17 protein-coding genes are annotated in these 22,588 nt (G+C 42.6%); 13 read left to right on the forward strand and 4 right to left on the reverse strand.

Going from position 1 to position 22,588, the window contains the following annotated elements:
- The first annotated feature begins 11 nt into the window (after positions 1-11).
- The 9 genes from R2Q85_RS18455 (at position 12) to R2Q85_RS18495 (ending at position 14,618) form a co-directional block, all read left to right on the forward strand.
- Positions 12-3,311, forward strand: coding sequence for a TonB-dependent receptor (locus R2Q85_RS18455; protein ID WP_316813264.1), 3,300 nt, complete (start codon positions 12-14; stop codon positions 3,309-3,311).
- A gap of 21 nt (positions 3,312-3,332) precedes the next feature.
- Positions 3,333-4,901 (forward strand): SusD family outer membrane lipoprotein NanU, encoded by a 1,569-nt coding sequence (gene nanU / locus R2Q85_RS18460; RefSeq protein WP_316813265.1) that lies wholly within the window; start codon positions 3,333-3,335, stop codon positions 4,899-4,901.
- Positions 4,902-4,986: 85 nt separating this feature from the next.
- Positions 4,987-5,931 (forward strand): dihydrodipicolinate synthase family protein, encoded by a 945-nt coding sequence (locus R2Q85_RS18465; protein WP_316813266.1) that lies wholly within the window; start codon positions 4,987-4,989, stop codon positions 5,929-5,931.
- A gap of 35 nt (positions 5,932-5,966) precedes the next feature.
- The gene (locus R2Q85_RS18470; RefSeq protein WP_316813267.1) at positions 5,967-7,088 is read left to right on the forward strand and encodes a kelch repeat-containing protein; all 1,122 of its coding nucleotides are present in this window, start codon (positions 5,967-5,969) and stop codon (positions 7,086-7,088) included.
- Positions 7,089-7,109: 21 nt separating this feature from the next.
- The gene (locus tag R2Q85_RS18475) at positions 7,110-8,360 is read left to right on the forward strand and encodes an MFS transporter (RefSeq protein WP_316813268.1); all 1,251 of its coding nucleotides are present in this window, start codon (positions 7,110-7,112) and stop codon (positions 8,358-8,360) included.
- Positions 8,361-8,370: 10 nt separating this feature from the next.
- A complete protein-coding gene (locus R2Q85_RS18480) occupies positions 8,371-9,942 on the forward strand; it encodes a sialidase family protein (protein ID WP_316813269.1) in 1,572 nt (523 codons plus the stop codon).
- A gap of 14 nt (positions 9,943-9,956) precedes the next feature.
- Positions 9,957-11,438, forward strand: a complete 1,482-nt coding sequence (locus R2Q85_RS18485; RefSeq protein ID WP_316813270.1) for a sialate O-acetylesterase — start codon at positions 9,957-9,959, stop codon at positions 11,436-11,438.
- Positions 11,439-11,447: 9 nt separating this feature from the next.
- Complete coding sequence (locus tag R2Q85_RS18490; protein ID WP_316813271.1) at positions 11,448-12,653, forward strand: AGE family epimerase/isomerase; 1,206 nt, start codon at positions 11,448-11,450, stop codon at positions 12,651-12,653.
- 6 nt (positions 12,654-12,659) lie between these two features.
- Positions 12,660-14,618, forward strand: a complete 1,959-nt coding sequence (locus tag R2Q85_RS18495) for a beta-N-acetylhexosaminidase (protein ID WP_316813272.1) — start codon at positions 12,660-12,662, stop codon at positions 14,616-14,618.
- A gap of 148 nt (positions 14,619-14,766) precedes the next feature.
- Here R2Q85_RS18495 and R2Q85_RS18500 read toward each other — a convergent pair whose 3' ends face one another.
- Positions 14,767-16,254, reverse strand: coding sequence for a glycine--tRNA ligase (locus tag R2Q85_RS18500; protein ID WP_316813273.1), 1,488 nt, complete (start codon positions 16,252-16,254; stop codon positions 14,767-14,769).
- A 19-nt stretch (positions 16,255-16,273) separates the two neighbouring features.
- Positions 16,274-17,620: a peptidoglycan DD-metalloendopeptidase family protein gene (locus R2Q85_RS18505; protein ID WP_316813274.1), complete on the reverse strand. Its 1,347-nt coding sequence runs from the start codon at positions 17,618-17,620 to the stop codon at positions 16,274-16,276.
- 111 nt (positions 17,621-17,731) lie between these two features.
- On the opposite strand from R2Q85_RS18505, the gene R2Q85_RS18510 reads away from it, so the two are divergent.
- Positions 17,732-18,439: an ATP-binding cassette domain-containing protein gene (locus R2Q85_RS18510; RefSeq protein WP_316813275.1), complete on the forward strand. Its 708-nt coding sequence runs from the start codon at positions 17,732-17,734 to the stop codon at positions 18,437-18,439.
- A 153-nt stretch (positions 18,440-18,592) separates the two neighbouring features.
- Positions 18,593-19,120 (forward strand): hypothetical protein, encoded by a 528-nt coding sequence (locus R2Q85_RS18515; RefSeq protein WP_316813276.1) that lies wholly within the window; start codon positions 18,593-18,595, stop codon positions 19,118-19,120.
- A gap of 87 nt (positions 19,121-19,207) precedes the next feature.
- Here R2Q85_RS18515 and R2Q85_RS18520 read toward each other — a convergent pair whose 3' ends face one another.
- A complete protein-coding gene (locus R2Q85_RS18520; protein WP_316813277.1) occupies positions 19,208-20,029 on the reverse strand; it encodes a DUF3575 domain-containing protein in 822 nt (273 codons plus the stop codon).
- Positions 20,030-20,166: 137 nt separating this feature from the next.
- Here R2Q85_RS18520 and R2Q85_RS18525 point away from each other — a divergent pair, with 137 nt between their 5' ends.
- The gene (locus R2Q85_RS18525) at positions 20,167-20,958 is read left to right on the forward strand and encodes a LuxR family transcriptional regulator (RefSeq protein WP_316813278.1); all 792 of its coding nucleotides are present in this window, start codon (positions 20,167-20,169) and stop codon (positions 20,956-20,958) included.
- Positions 20,959-20,978: 20 nt separating this feature from the next.
- Here the strand turns inward: R2Q85_RS18525 and R2Q85_RS18530 are convergent, their stop codons facing one another.
- Entirely contained in the window at positions 20,979-21,803 is an 825-nt protein-coding gene (locus R2Q85_RS18530) for an alpha/beta hydrolase (RefSeq protein ID WP_316813279.1), read from the reverse strand.
- Positions 21,804-22,019: 216 nt separating this feature from the next.
- Here R2Q85_RS18530 and R2Q85_RS18535 point away from each other — a divergent pair, with 216 nt between their 5' ends.
- Positions 22,020-22,538 (forward strand): hypothetical protein, encoded by a 519-nt coding sequence (locus tag R2Q85_RS18535; protein WP_316813280.1) that lies wholly within the window; start codon positions 22,020-22,022, stop codon positions 22,536-22,538.
- The last annotated feature ends 50 nt before the right edge of the window (positions 22,539-22,588 follow it).

Genomic DNA, 22,588 nt, shown 5'->3' on the forward strand with positions numbered 1-22,588 from the left:
CAATAAAAAATATGAAACAATTTTATCTTAAAGTAATTGTTTTGCTATTATCGCTGCTAACAACAGGGGCATATGCACAAAACAAAAGGGTAACCGGAACAGTTTCCGGCGAAGATGATGGACTTTCCATTCCCAGCGTAAGCGTGGTGCTGAAAGGAACCAAATTGGGAACACAAACCGATATCAACGGTAAGTTCAGTTTAGATGTTAGCGCAAATGATGTGCTTGTTTTTACCTATGTAGGTTATTTAACACAGGAGGTCAAAATAGGAAACAACACGAATTTAAAGGTAGTGCTAAGATCCTCAGCTGCTAATCTTGATGAAGTAGTTGTAATAGGTTATGGCACACAAAATCGACGTAACGTCACCAGTTCTATTGCCAAATTAGATAAGGAAGTGCTTGCCAATGCACCAAGAGCCAATCTTGGTACCGCCTTACAAGGGTCAATCCCTGGTGTACAGGTGTCAACCAGAAGCGGGCAGCCAGGAGCAGGGCCTGCAATTACCTTGCGGGGAGGAGCGAGTATCAACAGTCCTGGAGGACCACTTGTTATCGTTGATGGGGTAATTCGTGATTATAATGATATTTCTTCCGAGAATATCGAATCCATCGAAGTATTAAAAGATGCTTCTGCCACAGCTATTTATGGTGCAAGGGCAAATAACGGGGTAATTTTAATTACCACAAAAACCGGTAAGGCGGGGATTGCCCAGATTTCTTACAAGTTTACGGGCGGGTACAATCAAAGACGGGAAGGTTATCAATACATGGGGGCAAAAGATTATATCTACTACACGCGTTTAGGCTACCTCAATGCCGCAAGGACACTTGCCCAGGTAAACAGTTCCAGAGGGCTGGGCTTGTTAACTGGGGCGGCTGATCTGGCTAGCTTTGACATCAGATCATACATTTCTGGAACTACTCAGCTTCCCGTGGGCTGGGACATTTTAGATGATCCTTACGGAGGACAAATCATGTTTAAAGATCACGGGGGTGAGGTGGAAGATGTAGTGTTCAGAAATACATATACCAAAGACCATTACATTAATGCGAGTGGAGGAAACGAAAAAGGAAAATATTTTGCCGCTTTTGATGCTTATAACGAGGATGGGGTGATTGTCGGCTCTAAATATAAACGCTATACCGGCGACATCAACGGTTCTTATAAAGTAAAGCCAAGTGTAGAAGTAGCTGGTGGGGTAACCCTTTCTACTTCATCCCAGATTGGAGTAATCGGATCTGAAGTAAATTCCATATACAGAAGTCTGGCCATCTGGCCTACTTTCAACCCCTGGCTTGATGAAGCAAAAACACAGCCTAATCCTGGAAATGGTACAAATGACGGTAATCCTTTGTATTGGCTGGGCAGGTTAGACAGAACGAATGAGGTTAATAAAGTGGTCGTAAATGGATCCGTTAAATGGGATATTATTCCCGGACTCTATTTCAAGGGTACAGGGAATGCTTATCTTTTTGACAGGTTGGACCAGTCTTTTCAAAAATCTACGCAATTGTATACCAATATTTTTGCGAATCCCCAAACCATTAGCAGTAGTACCAGGGATGCCATTAATCTTAGGAGAAGGGAGTTTCAAACTCAATTTAATGGTATCCTGAACTACAATAAAGAATTTGGGAAACACAATTTGAATGCTATGGTGGGCGCCGAAACGTTTACGAACAAAATGTTAAATGCGCAACTGTATGGTCAGAATGCACCAACAGATGAAATCCCGACTATAAATGCTTCTACTGTTTTTCCAGTAACCGTTGCTGGTAATAGAGCTAATTATAGTGACAGGTCTCAATTCCGCATCAATTCTGTATTGAGCAGGCTGGCCTACGATTATGAGCAGAGATATTTATTTACGGCAGTTTTTAGGGCGGATGGTGTTTCCAGTTTACCCCAGGGAAACCAATGGGGTTATTTCCCGGGTGTTTCTGCAGGATGGAATGTGCATAGGGAAGAGTTTTTTCAAAAATCAGGTTTAAAAAATTACATATCAACGTTAAAACCGAGAATAAGTTATGGTGTAAACGGAAATATTGCTGGTTTAGGCAGGTATGATGTTCAGGGAGTTTACAGCTCGCCGGCAAATTACGACGGAGTTGGTGGATTCAACCACGCCCAACTTCCCAATGAGGATTTAAGGTGGGAAAAAAGTGCAACCATTGATCTGGGTCTGGATATGGGTTTATTAAATGATCGGATCACGGTATTGTTTGATTACTACAGCCGTAAAACCTCAGACCTGTTAACAAATCTTGATTTACCTGCCTACATTGGCTATCCGCCATTAAAAACAAATCTTGGTACCTTACAAAACAGAGGTTATGAAATGGCTGTGAATGCCCGGGTGCTAAACACTGCCGGGGGATTTACCCTTAACCTGGGAGCCAATGCCAGTTTTGTAAAGAGTAAAGTGCTCAAACTTCCATTTAATGGCAATGAAAATAACAGACAGGGTGGCCTTCAGGTATTTGATCCGGCTACGGGTCAAGTCGTCTGGGTTGGAGGTATTCAGGAAGGTAAACCTCTGGGTGATATTTATGGATTTAGACAAGTATCTATTTTCAGAGATGCCGATGAAGTATCGAGAGTTGCCGGTAATAGGACCGATTTAATCGCCAACATTACAGGTCCAAATCTACCAATCGGAAGTGGTGGACGGATTACCCCCGGAGATGTGAACTGGCAAGATGTAAACGGCGATAACATCATTGATTCCAGAGATCAGGTTTACCTGGGTAGTATGGTTCCTAAATGGACAGGAGGCTTTAATGCAAATGCATCTTATAAAGGGATTTCTCTGTATACGAGGTTTGAATTTGCAACAGGACATACCATTTATAATGATTTGGTAGCAAGAACCATGGGTAACTACCAGGGAACATTTAACTATATCGAATTAATGAAACAATCCTGGACACCTCAAAACCCTGATACAGATATTCCAAAAGTATATTTTGCCGATCAGGTTGTAGGTTCAAAACAAAATTACACCAGGGCAAACAATGCTGCAACGGTTGTTAATGGTAACAATTCAAGGTTCTATGAAAAAGGAGATTACCTGGCTTTAAGGGAAATTACCCTTTCCTACACTTTACCCAAAAACCTGATAGCGAAGAGCAAGATCCTTTCAAATACAAGGGTATATGCTACCGGAAGCAATTTGCTTTACCTGAGCAAGTTTAGTGGCCCATCTCCGGAGGCCCCAACGGATGCCAATAACAATATTACTGGTGTATATCTCGGAGCATATCCAACTCCAAGAACATTTGTATTCGGTCTCGAGGTTTCATTTTAACAAAACAAAGGCTAAAGAATCATGAAAAAGAATTATAAAAACTTTATAGCAATGTCACTATTGCTTGCAGTAGCCATGGGTTCCTGCAAAAAAGATCTGGCGCTAACGCCTATCAGTACCCTTAGCGATGACAGTTACTGGAAAAATACGGATCAGTATGATGCGTTCGTGTCTGGTATACACAGCCGGTTTCGTAGTCATAACGGAAACTTTATATTCCTGGGGGAGCTGCGCTCGGATATCTATGGCAATGACCCTGGTACAACTGGTTCCTTTACAGGAGAAGCTTCACAAGGGCTGGAAAGGATGTGGCTGCATACTTTAAACCTGGATATTCCCGGAGTAAGTACTTATGGAACATTTTATACAAATATCAATCAGCTTAACCTTTTGATCAATAAACTTAATACAGGAAGCGTTGTGCCGGAGGCTACCAAAAAATACTATCTGGGCATTGCTTATGGCATGCGTGCTTACTATTATTTTCAGCTCTATGAAAGCTGGGGTAAAACAGTAATACAGTCAGATTTTATTGATGCTGGAAATCTGGACTTGTTTAACCTGGCCAAAGCATCTTCATCAGCAGATGAAGTGATTAAATTTGTAAAAGACGATATTGACAAATCAGTTGAAAATTTTGGTACGGATTATTCGATAAGGAGAAATAAAGCCTATTGGTCAAAATCAGCAACTTTAATGCTGAAGGCAGAAGTTTATTTATGGACTGCTCACCGCACAGGGGGCGCTGCCGATGCAAATATTGCCAAAACCGCATTGAACGATATCAAAACCAATGTTCCTGCATTGGGTTTGGTTACCACATCCTCCAATCCTTTAAACACGCCCTATGCCGATGTTTTTGGTACAACGAAAGGTAATAAGGAAATGATTATGGCTTGCCGGTATCAGCTCAACGAAGCGGAAATGTCTTTTATTCCGAGTTCGTTTACGCCACAGACAGGTTTAATTGCTAACTTTTATGATTCCTTAGCAAACAGGAAATTTAATGTGGTTTCTGAAAACTACGGAGGACTGTTACGTGCGCCGGTAAAAATTGCCACCTACCGAAAATTTAATGAAAAAGATACCCGAAGGGATGCTTCGATACAAGCTGCATATTCGCTTCCAAGCCCGGGTACCTATAAAATTGCAGGCTGTTTTCTGAAAAAATATCAGGGACAGCAGGATGCAGGAGTTAGAAGGTATACTAATGATTATCCCATCTATCGTTATGCGGATTTATTGCTTCTGCTGGCAGAAGCAAAAGAAATTTTAGGAGAAAGTCCGGCTGCTGAGATTAATGACGTAAGGGCAAGAGCCTATGGTGTCAATTACAGTTTAGCCCTGCAGGGATTTCCAAACCAGGCGGGTGACGGAAACATTAAAGCTGCAATTTTGAGGGAACGTTTGTTTGAGTTTATTGGCGAAGGTAAGCGTTGGAACGACCTGAGAAGAATGGGGGACAGTTTCGTATACGCAAATACTGCACTTCCTTCTTCAGAAGCCTATAAATTGCTTTGGCCGGTTGACAGGACTACATTGACCAATAACCGGGCTTTGACGCAAACAGACGGCTATCCGCAATTCTAACTATTTTTTGATTAATCAGTGGCGGTGAAAAACTGCTGCTGATTAAAATTCCAAACTGGATTTTACCAGTAATTATATACACAACATGACAATACAAAAACTAGAAGGCTTAATTGCCGCACCATTTACACCGATGGATGAAAATGGGGAATTAAATACATCCTTAATACCAGCTTACTACCAGTTTTTAAAATCAAACCGCGTTACAGGCGCCTTCATCTGTGGTTCTACCGGCGAAGGCGTATCCATGACTAATGCAGAAAAGAAGAAAGTAGCTGCGAAATGGGCAGAATGTACATCGGAAGATCAGGACTTTAAAGTAATGATGTTACTGGGGGGTACAAGTATTGCCGATTGTAAAGACCTTGCCCTGTATGCCAGCGAGATTGGCTTATATGCGGTATCTTTTACCTCTCCTTTTTACTTTAAGCCGGCCAATGCAGAGGTACTGGCGTATGCTTGCGCCGAGGTCGCTGCAGTAGTACCTCATATGCCTTTTTACTATTATCACATTCCGGTTTTAACAGGTGGCAACTATGCCATGTATGACCTGCTGAAAGCTGTTGATGATAAAATTATGAATTTTGCAGGTATTAAATATACGCATGAAGATTTTATGGATTTTCAAAGCTGCATGAGCTTTAAAGACGGTAAATATGATATGCTTTGGGGGCGTGACGAAAATATGCTCTCTGCATTGGTATTGGGAGCAAAAGGTGCAGTAGGCAGCACCTTCAATTATGCTGCACCACTTTATTACGAGATGATTGATGCTTTTCACAAAAACAATCTTCCAGAAGCGCGTGCACTGCAGCAAAAAGCAATAGATATGATCCGGCTTTTAGGTAAATATGGCGGTATCTCTGTAGGCAAGGGATACATGAAACTGGTCAACCTGGATTGTGGCGAATTCAGACTGCCGGTAAAAAATATGAATGTATCACAGTTTGAATTGTTTAAAAAAGACGTGGAAGCCCTGGGTTTTCATAACTTTAAGTCGATCGCCGCTGGCGTCAGCACTTCACAATAAATAAAATGTACAGACCTTTCCTATTCTTTTATATCATGTTAATTACAAACCCTGTTTTTGCGCAAAGAACTGAAGTTACCCGTGTGGAGTGGGCCGAGATCGCCCGGCTGGAGGATGTGAATGGGAAACCTTCTTTAGGTTTTGCAGGAGCAGTTAATGCCGTTAATAATCAGGTGTTGATTGTGGCAGGAGGGGCAAATTTTCCGGATAAAAAGCCATGGGATGGTGGGAAAAAGCAATATTCGAACGAGATCCATGTACTCCAGCGCGCCGGAAAGAACTTTGTTTGGAACAAGAATAATGTGGCCCATTTAACGGAGCCGATTGCCTACTGTGGCAATACTTCAACTCCTGCCGGAATTGTTTATGCCGGCGGAGAAAATGATAAGGGATTGTCTAACAAAGCCTATCTTTTAAATTGGGATGTAGTTATGAACCAAGTGCTGATAAAGCAATTGCCGGACCTGCCGGTTGCACTTACCAATATTGCCTTAACGAGTATAGGAAATGTGGTATATGCAGTCGGAGGAGACAGCAAACAGGAATCTTCGGCTTCTTTTTTTAGCCTGGACCTGGACGATCAGCATCCCAAATGGCTGGCTTTACCTAAACTACCTGTTCCTTTGGCCAACGCCGTTGTCGTGGCACAAAATGCCGGTATTTATGTAATTGGTGGAAGATCAAAAACTGCATCAGGCATCAGCGAGCTGCGGAACAGTACTTTTTTCTACAACCTGGACAAAAAGTCCTGGAAATCCTGTGCAGCGATAAACGATGGAAAAAATACGACCAATTTCTCTGCAGGAGCAGGTGTTGCCATAGCTGATCATTTCATTTTAATCACAGGTGGTGATAACGGGAAGGTATTCCATCAAATAGAACAATATATTCTGCAAATTTCCCAGACCAGAACGGCGGAAGAAAAATCCAGACTGATTAAGGCGAAGAACAAACTGAGCACCCATCACAAGGGTTTTTACAGAGGGATGCTGTTGTACCATACACTGGAAAACACCTGGACTAAAATTGGCGACCTGCCTTTTGCAGCACAGGTAACCACCACTGCAACCCTCTGGGATGGGAAGATTATCCTTTCCAGCGGAGAAGTAAAACCTGGTGTTCGTACATCCGCTATCAGATCAGGCAGAATTGAGTAATTTTATTAGAAAGAAAAAGAGATGATGAATACTAAAAGATATGCCTGGGTTGTTGTAGGATTACTTTGGGGGGTAGCCTTGCTGAATTACATGGACCGGCAAATGCTGTCTACCATGAAACCTGCAATGCAGATAGACATTGCAGAATTGCAATCGGCTACCAATTTTGGATACCTGATGGCCATCTTTTTGTGGATCTACGGTTTCATGAGCCCTGTTTCGGGCATCATCGCCGATAAGTTTAACCGGAAATGGCTCATTGTGGGCAGTTTGTTTGTATGGTCGGTAGTCACCTACCTGATGGGCTATGCCACCACTTTTAACCAGCTCTACTGGCTGCGGGCTTTAATGGGCGTAAGCGAGGCCTTGTATATTCCGGCTGGTCTGTCTTTAATTGCCGATTTTCACTCCCCAAAAACCAGGTCGCTCGCCATTGGTGTCCACATGACCGGATTGTATATGGGACAGGCCCTGGGCGGTTTCGGCGCCACTATTGCCGATCAGTTTTCCTGGCAGGCTACCTTTCATTCTTTTGGTATTGTAGGTGTTGTTTATGCCCTGGTACTGATCGTTTTTCTCCGCGAAAAAAAGGGATCGGATCAAGATCGCTTAAATACTGATAGCTTTGTGGTAAAGCCTTCTGTACTTAAGGGATTGGGCTTATTGTTTACCAATATATCTTTCTGGATCATCCTGCTTTATTTCGCGGTACCCAGCTTGCCGGGATGGGCGGCAAAAAACTGGTTGCCTACCTTATTTGCAGAAAATTTAAAGATCCCCATGGCTACCGCCGGCCCCCTTTCTACCATTACCATAGCCGCATCTTCTTTTTTAGGAGTGATCACCGGAGGTATTTTATCAGACAAATGGGTCCAGAAAAACATCAAGGGGCGGATTTACACTAGTGCAATAGGCCTGGCCCTAACCATTCCATCCCTGCTGTTGCTGGGTTTTGGACATTCGCTTTTACATGTGGTAGGTGCTGCCGTATGTTTTGGTGTAGGCTTTGGTATGTTCGATGCCAACAATATGCCCATCCTGTGTCAGTTTGTTTCTGCAAAGTACAGGGCTACGGCTTATGGACTGATGAACATGACCGGTGTGTTTTCCGGGGCCTATATTACCAATCTGCTCGGAAAATCATCTGATGCAGGCCACCTTGGAAAAGATTTTGCCATGCTGGCGGGCATTGTCCTGGTTGCCTTAATTATCCAGCTTTATTTCCTGCGTCCCAAAGTGAATGACTTTGTCGATGCCGGTTCAACACATTAATTTAAAGAAAATGAATAACAGAAAAATATTTAACCATTTTATCCTGTTCATCTTTATAGCAGCTGCGTTAGCCTGCTCAGATAAAATTTACAAAGCCCGAGGCACTGGCGGCATAAGCATTACTGCCGAACCAACCGTTAATCCTATCTTTAAAAGAATGGAAGTTAATCCGTATCTGCGTCTGGCAATTGATATCCCACCAGGCAGCGAGGCGATAGCATTCCGGCAATTTAAAGGCAATATAGAAACAACAGGATTACAAGATATCGCAAAGCTGGAACTTTACCAGGGAGACGATCAGCAGGAACTTTCAAAAAATAAATTGCTGGGGAGTACAATACCCTCAGCAAATCAGTTTAGCATTACGCTTGGCACGACTTTAACACCAGGAAAACACAGCTTATGGCTAAGTGTAACTTTAAAAGACAATGCTGATATTGATCATCAGCTGCGAATCAAAGCTGATCAATTGACCGACGCATCAGGCCTGATCTATAAAGTCGCGCAAAACCAGGTCAGTTCAAGATACCTGGGCATTGCACTGCGCAAGCCCAATGACGAAAATGTACATACTTACCGCATCCCGGGTATGGTCACCACAGACAAAGGAACTTTAATTTCCGTTTACGATATCCGTTATGACAATGACAGAGATCTCCCGGGCAATATTGATGTCGGAATGAGTAGAAGTACCGACGGAGGTAAAACCTGGGATGCCATGAGAAATATTATGGATATGGGTGGACCGGCAGATAACAGTGGTTCCGGTGATCCTTCGATTTTATTTGACCCTGTCACTAAAACCATATGGGTTTCAGCTCTATGGAGTAAAGGGAACCGGTCTATTGCAGGCTCAGGGCCTGGTTTAAGTCCTGAAGAAACCGGGCAGTTCCTGGTTAGCAGCAGTAAGGATGACGGACTAACCTGGACCAAACCCTACAGCATCACCAACCAGGTTAAAAATCCGGAATGGCGCTTGTTTTTCCCTGGTCCGGGCAATGGAATAGCCATGACAGACGGGAAAATTGTTTTCCCGGCCCAATACTGGGATGCCGCAAAAATGCCGCATTCCACTTTAATCTATAGCGATGACCATGGTAAAAGCTGGAGAGGCGCTGTTGGTGCAAAATCAAATACCACAGAGGCCCAGCTTGTAGAAACAACTCCAGGAACTTTAATGCTGAACATGAGAGACAACAGGGGTAAGTTCAGGAGCGTAGCCACCACAAAAGATATGGGACAAAGCTGGATGGAACATGTAACGTCCTATAGCGCCTTAGCCGACCCGGTTTGTATGGCCAGTTTAATAAAGGCCAATGTAAAATTTAAGGGTGTATCAAAGGATGTCCTGTTTTTCAGCAATTTGAATATTTCAACGCCACCCAGGGCACATACTACCATTAAAGCTAGTCTGGATTTAGGAGAAACCTGGCAACCTTTAAATCTATTATACCTTGACGAACGTAAATCATACGGCTATTCCGCACTTACTAAAATAGATGACCAAACCCTGGGCTTGCTATATGAAGGCGTCAGGAGTTTGCTGTTTGTTAAAATTCCGGTTAAAGATATCATCAAGTAAATTTGTTATAAGCCATGTTTAAAAGGGTTGTCCTTATTTTTTTGTTGGTATTTGTACAACAGTTTACATTTGCCCAATCTGTAAAACTTGCAGCTGTATTTACAGATCATATGGTACTGCAAAGGGATAAGCCTGTAACCATTTACGGAAGGGCGAACGCAAATGCTGCTGTTGAAGCAACTTTTAACCAGATAACACTGCACACTACAGCCAATCCGGAAGGAAAATGGGCTTTGGTTTTTCCAAAAATGCCTCATGGTGGGCCATACCAGCTCCAGGTACAATCCAGGCAATCTGATATCATTTTAAAAGACATCCTGATTGGTGATGTCTGGTTATGTTCCGGACAGTCTAACATGGAATTTCCATTAAACCAGTCTGCAACCGGTATGGCAGAACTGGCGCAGCTGAAAGAGAACCCCCTGCTCCGGATCATGAAATTTAAAAACGCCGCAGAAACCAACAATCAGGGATGGGATTCATTAACACTGGCCAGGGTTAACAATTTTGACTATTTTGAAGGGGAATGGTTGCCTGTCAACAGCCATACAGCAAAAACATTTTCCGCTGTAGCTTATTATTTTGGTAAAAACATAACTGCAGAAACACAGGTTCCGGTTGGATTGATCCAGATGGCTGTAGGCGGCTCGCCCATAGAATCCTGGATAGACGGGGCTGTGCTGCTGCAAGATCCGCAAGTTTCAGGTATATTAACCGGCTGGCGCACATCAGCCATGCTTCAGGATTGGGTAAGGGACCGTACCGATGTTAATTTAAAGCATGCCAGGAGCCCTGACCAGCACCATCCTTTCGAACCCGGTTACAATTACCAGGCAGGAATTGCTGCACTCACAGCCTTTCCGATAAAGGGAGTAATCTGGTACCAGGGCGAGAGCAACGCACAGGATGCAGCGCAATATGAAAAGACTTTCCCGGTACTGGTAAATAGCTGGAGAAAACAATGGGCTGATGATTTCCCTTTTTATTACGTGCAGTTGTCCAGTCTCGACAGGCCATTGTGGCCGGAATTCAGGGATGCACAGCGCAGGCTTCAGTTAAACATTCCAAATACAGGTATGGCGGTAAGTCTGGACCTTGGAGATTCCCTGGACGTTCATCCGAAGCGGAAAAAAGAAGTTGGCGAACGCCTTGCCTTATTGGCATTAAAAGATACTTACCATCAAGCGGTAAAGGCTAACGGCCCTATGGTGTCAACAGCAACACTAAAGCACAATGAGATTGTCATTAGTTTTAAAGAAAACGACAAGCTCTTTACCAGGGATCAAATGTCATTGAAGGGTTTTGAACTGCTTACCGCAAAAGGAAAACGTTTAAAACCAGTAAACGCTACAATTGTGAATAACCAGGTTTTATTAAGCATCCCCAAAGGGCAGCAAATAAAAAAAGTATGGTATGCCTGGCAGCCCTTTACCCGTGCCAATCTGGTTAATAAAGCTGGACTGCCCGCTTCGACATTTTCCATTTCCTTACCATAAAAAATTAAAATGAGCTATACATCACAAGATTTAGAACAACTTAAGGCCTATTACAGCAATCAGTTATTAAATGATACCGTCCCATTTTGGTTCCCAAGATCTATAGATAAGGAATATGGAGGGTATTTACTCATGCGTGACCAGGATGGAAGCCTGATAGATGACGACAAGGCGGTCTGGATACAAGGCCGTGCGGCCTGGCTCTTGTCAACTTTATACAACACTGTTGAAAAAAAACAAGAATGGCTGGACGGCGCCAGATCAGGCATAGATTTTTTAAATAAATATTGTTTTGATACCGACGGGCAGATGTTTTTCCATGTTACCCGTGATGGTCAACCCATCCGTAAGCGCCGCTATTATTTTTCAGAAACCTTTGCGGTAATTGCCAATGCAGCATATGCCAAAGCCAGCGGGGATGAGGCTGCGGCTAAACAAGCCCGTTACCTCTTTGGCAAATGTATTGAATATTCCACCAATCCGGGATTATTACCTCCTAAATATACCGGTACCAGGCCCGCTAAAGGGATTGGGGTGCCCATGATCATGATGAATACGGCACAGCAACTCCGGGAAACAATAGGTGATCCGCGTTGTGATGAATGGATCGATAAATGGATCAATGAAATTGAAACCTATTTTGTAAAGGATGATATCAGGTGTGTAATGGAACAGGTTGCTCCCGATGGGAGTATCATTGACCACATCGATGGCCGTACCTTAAACCCCGGACATGCCATTGAAGGGGCCTGGTTTATCCTTCACGAAGCAAAATACAGGAACGATGATCCCAGGTTAATTAAACTCGGCTGCAAAATGCTGGATTACATGTGGGAACGCGGCTGGGATAAAGAGCATGGCGGGATTTTATATTTCCGGGATGTGTACAACAAGCCTGTGCAGGAATACTGGCAGGATATGAAATTCTGGTGGCCGCATAATGAAGTCATTATCGCAACGCTACTGGCTTATACCATAACAGGAGAGGAGAAGTATGCACAATGGCACAAACTGGTACACGAGTATGCTTATCAGCATTTTCACGACGCGGCAAACGGAGAGTGGTTCGGCTACCTGCACAAAGATGGAAGTCTCGCACAACGTGCAAAAGGCAATTTATTTAAAGGGCCTTTTCATTTACCCAGACAGGAGTGGTATTGTATGACTTTGTTAAATGAATATTTACAGCAATCTGCTGCCGATACAGCTCAATAAGCAAAGATGATGATTAAAAAACTGCTTGTCCTTTTCTTGCTTTATACTGTTGTGGTAAAAGCGCAATTGCCTTCAAAGGGATACAACAATATCATCCCTTTGCCACAAGAACTGCAGTTTAATACCGGACAGTTTAACCTTAAAAACTGTAAGGCAATTGTTGTTGAAGATAAAAGCTTAGCTAAGGAAGCACTGTGGTTACAATTGTACCTGAAAAATTTAGGGTTTAATGTGCCTGTAAAGAACTACAGGGGAGCTGATGCTATCGTATTGCAATTGGGTAAAATAAAGGCAGCCGTAAATTCAAATGAGGCTTATGATTTAGGGGTAACTACAAAGAAGATAACTTTAACCGCGCAGTGTGATATAGGTATACATTACGGGATAGAAACCTTAAAGCTGTTGGCAGGTAAAAGCCATCATGTAAATGCCTGCCAAATTACCGATTGGCCTGCTTTTGCCTGGAGAGGCTATATGATTGATGCCGGCCGGAACTTCATGCCAATGCACTTGTTAAAACAACAGATTGATGTCATGTCCAGATACAAACTGAATGTTTTTCATTTTCATTTTACCGAAGACATTGCATGGCGTCTGGAAAGTAAATTATATCCTCAGTTGACCAGTCCGGAAACCATGCTGCGCAACAAAGGCAGGTTTTATACAGAAGCAGATCTGAAAGAACTGATCAGTTACTGCAAAGACAGGCACATCACCCTGGTACCTGAAATAGATATGCCCGGGCATAGTGCAGCTTTTAAAAGGGCCATGAAAACAGACATGCAAAGCGATAGCGGACTGGCCATCGTAAAAAATATCATCAGGGAATTTTGCAGCACTTATGATGTGCCTTATCTGCATATCGGGGCCGATGAAGTCAAAATCACCAATAAGAACTTTTTGCCGGAGGTAACCAGTCTGATAGAAAGTTTAGGGAAACAGGTAATCGGATGGGAACCGGGAGGTAATTTTACAGAAAGTACCGTCCGGCAGTTGTGGATGGAGGGCGCTACTAAAATAAGCAGCAATAAAAATATCAAATATATCGATTCCAGGCATCTTTATTTAAACCATATGGATCCTTTGGAAAGTGTGGCCAGCATCTTTAACAGAAAGATCTGTAATCTGGATATAGGCAATGACGCCGCATTGGGTGGCATTATTTGTACCTGGCCCGACAGAAGGGTGAATCAACCCGAAGATGTATTGTTACAGAACCCTGTTTATCCCGCGATGCTGGCTTTTGCTGAAAGAAGCTGGAAGGGTGGAGGTACAGCGGGCTGGCTCGCAAACATTGGTGCACCGGATACCAAAGCAGCAAAGTCATTTGCGGAATTCGAAAACAGGCTGCTCCAGCACAAAGCTTTATACTTTGCCAGACTGCCCTTCCCTTATGTAAAGCAATCAGATTTGCAATGGAAGCTTTACGGACCTTTCAAAAACGGGGGCGTGTTAACCAAAGTTTTTGCACCGGAAAATCAAAATTTTAATATACAAAAGGAGCCTGGTAATTTAAATGCGCTTGGCGGAACGCTAATTTTAAGGCATTGGTGGACACCCCTGGTGAAAGGTTTGCTGGACAGTCCTGAGGAAAATACCACCTGGTATGCCACAACCCGCATTTGGAGCGATAAGGATCAACAACAGGATTTCTGGATCGGTTTCAATAACCTTTCCCGTTCTTACTCCTCAGATTCGCCTAAGGCCGGAACCTGGGATAACCGGAACAGTCAGGTATTTGTGAATGGCCAGCTGATTCCAGCCCCAGTCTGGAAACAGGCAGGATTAAAAGGTGATATGGAGGAGCCTTTAACTGATGAAGGGTATGAGTACCGTGAGCCTACAAAGATCCTGCTAAAAAAGGGATGGAACAAGGTGATCGTTAAACTGCCCATTGGCTCATTTAAAGGAGCCGACTGGAAAAATCCTGATAAATGGATGTTTACTTTTGTTCCATATCTGTAATCAAGATCCACTGCATTTTGCATCCCTGCTTAATCAATCCCCCTCTGCACCCGGCTTGACAGAAAAATTACCTTCTCAGAGAAGACATAGGAATAATTTGCGCTTCTTCAGCGCAACTTTTTCCAGTCTTCGACGAGAACGGTTATTTTTACTCTTTACGAAGCAAATTCTTCCAGCTCGTTTTACTCGCAATAATTTCATCAAGGTGTTTGATCTCAATGCGTTGCTGCTCCATCGTATCCCGGTGGCGGATGGTAACCGTATCGTCCTCTAAGGTCTGATGATCTATCGTCACACAAAATGGCGTACCAATTGCATCCTGGCGGCGGTAACGCTTGCCAATCGCATCTTTTTCTTCATAAATGCAGTTGAAATCCAGTTTCATGTTATCCATTATGGTTTGTGCTTTTTCAGGCAAGCCATCTTTTTTCGTCAGCGGAAAAATGGCCACTTTATAAGGAGCCAGGCAAGGATGTAAACGCAACAAAGTCCTGCTGTCCTGTTTATCGGCAGTACTCAGGTCTTCCTCTTCAAATGCATTGATCATCGTCAAAAGGAACATGCGGTCCAAACCTATGGAAGTCTCAATCACATACGGAACATAGTTGCCATAAGGTTTACCAGTTTCATCCAGATCATTGTCAAAATACTGCATTTTCTTGCCAGAGTATTCCTGGTGCTGGGAAAGATCGAAATCCGTGCGGCTATGGATGCCCTCTACCTCTTTGAATCCAAACGGGAACTCAAACTCTATATCCGTAGCAGCATTGGCATAATGTGCCAGTTTCACATGGTCATGGTAACGGTATTTTTCGGCCGGGGTACCCAGGGCCTTGTGCCATTTCAGGCGTGCTTCTTTCCAGTAAGCAAACCATTTCTGGTCTTCACCCGGACGCACAAAGAACTGCATCTCCATCTGTTCAAACTCGCGCATGCGCATGATGAACTGACGGGCAATCACCTCATTTCTAAAAGCTTTACCAATCTGTGCAATCCCGAAGGGAATTTTCATCCGTCCAGATTTTTGTACATTCAGAAAGTTGACGAAAATACCCTGTGCCGTTTCCGGACGCAGGTAAACGGCTTCAGAACCCTCAGCCATGGCTCCAAACTGGGTACTGAACATCAGGTTAAACTGGCGTACCTCTGTCCAGTTTTTTGTACCACTAACAGGACAGGCAATCTCATGCTGTTCTATCAGCGTTTTCAATGTCTGCAGATCTTCTGCTTTCAGTGCCTCGTCCATATCCACCTGCAACTTCGCCGCTTTCTCTGTTTTGCCGTCTTTTTCGTAACGGGCTATTTTGTCTTCCAATAACTGATCAGCACGATAACGTTTTTTAGAATCTTTATTATCGATCATCGGATCATTAAAGCCATCCACATGGCCACTGGCTTTCCATACCTTAGGATGCATAAATATAGCAGAATCGATGCCCACAATGTTTTCATGCATCTGGACCATGGATTTCCACCAATAAGTTTTCAGGTTGTTTTTCAGTTCAGCACCCAACTGCCCGTAATCGTATACAGCACTCAGTCCATCATATATTTCGCTGCTTTGAAATACAAAACCATATTCCTTAGCATGTGATATTACATTTTTAAATTGCTCGTCGTTAGTATTCTTTGCCATAATGATGCAAAGATATAAGTTAACGGCTTAAATTCAACTCCTTTATCCAGCCAGTTTGTTTATCCCCATCGGCAATCAGCAGGTAATTTTCAAAATGGCCTAATATATCAACCATTTTGCCCATTGAAAGTGCAGTTTTAATCGCTGCAAGGCTGTCTGGTCTGTCGTAAACATTTTGCGCAGGACTTGTTATTTTCAGTTTGCGCAGCGGACTGGCCAGGCTGGAAATTTGTTTGCCAGGTATAAAGCCAGTATACCCATTGGGCAATTGCACGGTATACCAACTGCTGTTAACCGCAGTCACCTGTATTATGGTGCCGGCTTTTACTATTGCCGATTCTGATGAATTACTTTCAGGCCCTGCGAAAACGGAGGTTTTACCTATACTTCGCACCGTGTCATTAAGATAATTTATAGAAGCAGTTATTGCGGGGAGCGGCCTGATAGCGGTATTAACGAAAGGGTATGGGTCAATTGCGCCATCCGATGTATAGATTCCAAAATGCAGGTGTGGTGGCGTGCTGTGGGCATTGCCGGTATTCCCCATTAAACCCAGCGTATCACCCGGCAGCACCTGCTGGCCCTCAATAGCCAGTTGTTCATCCAGATGTGCGTAGTATAAAGTGTAATCTTTTCCGATGGGTCGGAGCCATACCACCTTTCCGCCAAGGTTGTTTTCATTAACGCGTTGCACTGTCCCTGCTGCTGCTGCAACGACCGGTGTGCGAAAGGCCGCAAATATATCTATTCCTTCATGCTTTCTGCTGCCGGCGTCCCGGCCATCACCAAAATAGCTTTGAACAGATGCCTTTCCAGAGTATTTTACCGGAAACCCCAAAGACGGCCCGCTGCTGATTTCCAAAGTATACTGGCCGCTGCTCAACAGCTCCGGTTGCAGGCGGACCAGGTAGATGCCGCTTGATTTGATATCCAGTTCCAGGGGCTGTCCGGTGGTATCTGCCCAGGCAATCAACTTCTGACGGCCGTTTTCGGGTATCTCCCAGACATCTGTGTAGATCACAAAATTATTATCCGGTTTTTTTACCAGGTTAATTTTGAGTTTTTGCCCCCTGCTAGCGGTAAACCGATAAACTGAAACAGGAATTCTTTCCGCGGCAAAGTATCCGGTTTCTTTATAAGGAATGCTGATGTTTAATGATTTCTTCAAACTTTCATCTGCATTGCTGATCCAGGAACTGCCCATAGCACTCCGGTCCAGCCCCGCGTTGATGAGTTTTTGACGGTAGGCCTGATGGGGAGAAGCCGGTTTGAACAGGTTAACAGAGCCGGATCTGCAGGAAAGCAATGTAGCAAGCAAAACCAGCATACCATAGTTGTAGCGGTGAAAAACAAAAGATCTATACATAAATGGGATGGTGTTTTTAGCTAAACAATTTTAAGGTATGGATGTTTGCTGCCGTTTACTTAATTTGCGCTTTACTATTCAGCGTTAAGCAATATTAAATAAATAAAGAAATTGAGCATTAAAGTAACGGCATTGGCCAAGCATTTCGATAAGCAAAAAGCAGTTGATGGAATCAGCTTTGAAGCCAAACCCGGAAGGATACTGGGCTTTTTAGGGCCAAACGGAGCAGGGAAATCAACTACCATGCGCATGTTGACAGGATATATGATACCTACTTCGGGAACGGCCAGTTTATGCGGATATGATACCCAGACCCAGGGCATCGAACTGAAACGCATCATGGGCTATCTGCCGGAAAACACCCCTTTGTACCTGGATATGTATGTAAAGGAATTTCTGTTGTTTGTGGCCAATACCTACCAATTAAAAAATGCAGTTTTAAAAGTAAATGAAATCATTAAAAAGGTAGGTTTAACTGCCGAACAGCATAAAAAGATCGCCATGTTGTCCAAAGGATACAAGCAGCGGGTAGGGCTGGCCCAGGCCATCATTCACGACCCTGAAGTACTGATCCTGGACGAACCAACTTCAGGCCTCGACCCCAATCAGCTTAGCGAAATCAGGGAACTGATCAAAAGCCTGGGCAAAGATAAAACCGTGATCCTTTCTACACATATCATGCAGGAGGTAGAAGCCGTTTGCGACGATGTCATCATTATCCATAAAGGCTGTATTGTAGCCAATGCCGCTATTGCTGAGTTAAAAAAGAAACATGAACTGGCTTCCCTCGAGGAAATTTTTAAAAAACTGACTTCCTGATAAAAAAGGTCAACTCATTGATTTTGTTGGTTTTTGCTATTGAAATCCTCTTTTTTTACAAAAAAGTGTTAAAATGTTTATAAGTTTCTGTAACGATTGGCAGCGTATTTGCATCAAAGGGATAAATCAAATTAAAAATTAAATAGTAAAAACATGAAAAAATTATTACTTCTAACAGCAGTTGCAGGTTTATTTGCATTTTCTAGTGTTAATGCACAAACTAAAGCCCCTAAATTAAGTGTAGGCGCTGAATTCGCTTTCCCAATGGGAGATTTTGGTGATGCAGCAGATTTCGGTTTTGGCGGTTCATTACAGTATCAACACCCTGTTGCAGCAAATTTATTGGTAACTGGTAGTGCCGGTTATACAAGTTTTAAATTTAAGGATATTGACTTTGGTGGGGTAACCATTAAAGGCGGAAATGCTGGATATATTCCGGTTAAAGCTGGTGCAAGATATTACTTTGGAGAAAATTTCTTCGCAGCGGGCGAACTTGGTGCAGCATTTTCTACTGAAGACGGAGGTTCAACAGCATTTGTTTATACTCCAGGTATCGGTGTTGACTTTCCTGTAGCTGACAAAGGTTCAATCGAGCTGGGCGCACGTTATGAAGCTTGGTCAGCTGATTCTTCAACCAGTGGTTTCATTGGCTTAAGATTAGCTTATAACTTCGGCTTGTAACCACAACGCATTTAATTAAAAGGCCCTTCTGGATCATTCCAGGAGGGCCTTTTTTTGTTCTTATAAAGCCGGTTTTTTTTGTTCATTTTAAAAAGCTATTCCCAAACTGAACCCAGCCCTAAGCCCAATTAACGGTCCATTTACTTTGCCATGTACACCATCATTGCTTACTGTTGCGGTTAGGTATTGCTTGTCATTTATTGTAGCAATTGATTCCAGATCATCTTTTAACTCGCTTTTTTCCTGTGCGCTCATGCTGCTCAGGTCAACCAGTCCGTCTGCATCACCTTTTGTTTTTCCATAGTGGCCTCCAAAATAGACATCAATAACCACCCTCCTGGAGATGATATACTGTGTCCCCATTAAAATACCTCCTGCAAACCCTTTAAAGTTGCCTTTTATCGGGATATCATAGGTTTTGGTATTGCCTTCAAATTGGTACTGATAATTAATTTTTGTATCTACGTACCTGCCATATATGGCGAAATAAGCCCCTCTTGCTCCTGGTTGTCTACCCAGGTAAAAGCGAAATTCTCCGTTATAGGCAGTGTTAGCAACCTTGATCCGGTCAAGATCATTTTTGACCTCATCATCCTCGTCGAATGCCTGATCAATTACCTTTTTCATCAGTGGCAGTTCAGATACCTTATTTTCAGACATGGTATTGTATCCGCCAACAAAACTAATTTTCCGGCTCAGCAAACGCTCATAACTGAAATTATAGCTTTTCAATGCCAGTGCTGCCCCAAGATTTATCTTTATTATATTCTTTCTATAAGGTGCCTTTGCATCATCGTTTTTTGTACTGTCTGTTTGTGCATTTAATGCTGATAATGAAATCAGGATAAGTGATGCAGTCCAGGACATCATCAAGATGCCTGAAGTTTTTAGAATTGAGGTTGTTTTCATCTGAAAAGAAAATTTAATTAAAATTAAGTTTACTTAACCGATCGATATATAGTTATTTGTTGTCATTTTTTAATTGAAATTTGTATATTTAGGTTGTCAATCCCTGGTTTTTTAACTGTACATTAAATTATACCCGTATGAAACCTAAAGGGAGGCCAACCTGGCTGGATTATCTGGACACCATGCATGGTAAGCTATGCGAATCCGAACAGTTGTATCTGACTGATTTCGATAAATTTATACATGCCAATAGTTTTGCGCATTCCTTTTTTCAGCACAGTATCCCTTTTATTTATTTGTTAAATTACAGAACGGGCTTGTATGTCAACATGTCCGAGAACTTTGCAGGGTATGAATCCGGGTGTTTTTTAAACGAAGGAGTTAACCATACCTTACAGATACAACAGCGTGATCATTTAAGGCTGTTTAACCAGGAGATTTTTCCGGATAGACTGGATTTTTTGAAAAGCATACCGGCGGCAACACATAAGGATTATGTGTTTTCTTATAACACTGCAGTTAAAAACAGGAAAGGTGAAGAGGAGCATTACCTGCAGCGCAATTCCTTTTTGTCTGATGAAATGGGCAATCCCATATTTAGCATGGGGATTCTGATCAATGTAACCCATTACAATAGTAAAAGTACTGTTTTTCAGACCATAGATAAAATTGATGTCAGTGGATTAAGCAGTTGCGAAACCATTTATAAAAAGGCTTACTATTTAAATGAGGAAGACAAATTGTTTTCTAAGCGGGAAAAAGAGGTGTTGTTGTGGATGGCTGATGGTTTGAGCAGTAAAATGATCGCAGACAAATTATTTGTCAGCGAATATACTATAGTTAATCACCGCAGACATATGCAGGATAAGACCAATACACCTAATGCAATTGCATTGGTGGGTTTTGCCATTAAAACCGGGGTGATATAAAATCTTCCTGTTACAGGAAATTAAACAAAAGCCGCTGCTACATAATCAGCCAGCAATTTATTGAATTCTTCCGGACGATCCGACTGTACCAGGTGGCTGGCACTGGGAATCTTAAAAACGGTGTTTTGCCATAGCTTAAACGGTGCATCATCTAAATAATCAGGATTGATAACCTGTTCGTCTTTTCCAAAAATAACCAATGCGGGTTTGTCAACCGCATGGATCAATGCAATCTGATCGTTGTATTTTTGTTCCTGGATACTGCCGCTCAATGATGATCTGAAGAGCAACTTCACCTGATAATAATCTGTCACAAATTCTTCCACTACCAATGCATCACTGTTGCTCATAACCTGGGAGGCATATAGCCTGACTTCGTTTTGCGGAGCTTGTTCTGTAAAAACTACGGCAACATTTGTATCAGGATAAACAAAACTATCGAGTGTATGTTTTTCTCCGATAAGGCAGCTTCCGGCAAGTACAATTCCGGCAGGATGGAGACCGAAGGCAAGAGATTCAGCCATTATATTCGTTCCCAGCGACAAAGCAACCAAAATGTATGCACGGTCCGCGGTTAAGGCTTTTACGGCAGCGGCGATAATTGCACCCAAACCCGGTATACTGTAATCTTTGGCAGGATCTGGCGAAGCTTCAGAATCACCGTGTGCAGGTAAGTCTATGGCGATTAACCGGTAATCCTGTAATTCCTTACTAATTAATTGTGCTTTCCAGGAACGGGAAGAAAGTGAATTTCCATGGATAAAAAAGATGGTATTTTGAACTGTGCTGTTTTTTTCAAGATAGGCCAGTTTACAACCGGCAATTGTAATGAATTTTTGTGTCATTGATCAAAAGAAAATTAGTTAGTTCTTTACAGATGTAATTATTGAATTATTTGCATATCAATGTTAATTAAAAAATTCTTATTAATTATTTCCTGTCATTTCTCTATGATTTATAAATATCCATTGTTTTAATTGAAAACATGGATGCGGAATATATATGGACTTTGTTATGCTGGCTATATTTTATAATATTGCATCATTCAAAAAAGATCATTTGTGAAGAAAATATTATCAATGGCCATTGCCTGCTTTTTTACATGGAATTATAGCCTGGCTCAAACAAACGGCAACGAATCGAAAATTGGTTTGGGCTTAGAGGCTGCTTTCCCGGCAGGAGATTTTAAAGATGTTGCCGATTATGGCATTGGGGTATCACTGCTATATCAGAAACCTGTTGCCAAAAACTTAAACATTACTGGTAGCGTAGGATATCTCAGGTTCCATGGGCCTGCTGTATTTTCCAATATCAAATATAAACAGGGTTTTGTACCCATAAAAGCTGGGGCAAGGTATTTTATTGTCCCGCATGTTTATGGCGCCGGAGAATTTGGTGTATCTATTTCAACAGCCAATGGGTACGGTTCAGGTACTTCCTTTAGCTATGCCCCCAGCTTGGGTACAGAATTTCCGGTATCCAAAACCGGAACAGTTGATGTTGGATTACGTTACGAAAATTGGTCCAGAAGCACCGGGACCTTATCTTTTCTTGGCCTGAGGGCCGGTTATAATTTTTAACCTGCCGCACCAAAATATATGGTGGTTTTTAAGGTTAAAGCTATTAACTT

Origin of the sequence: Pedobacter heparinus (assembly GCF_032678725.1) — a bacterium.
Taxonomy (GTDB): domain Bacteria; phylum Bacteroidota; class Bacteroidia; order Sphingobacteriales; family Sphingobacteriaceae; genus Pedobacter; species Pedobacter heparinus_A.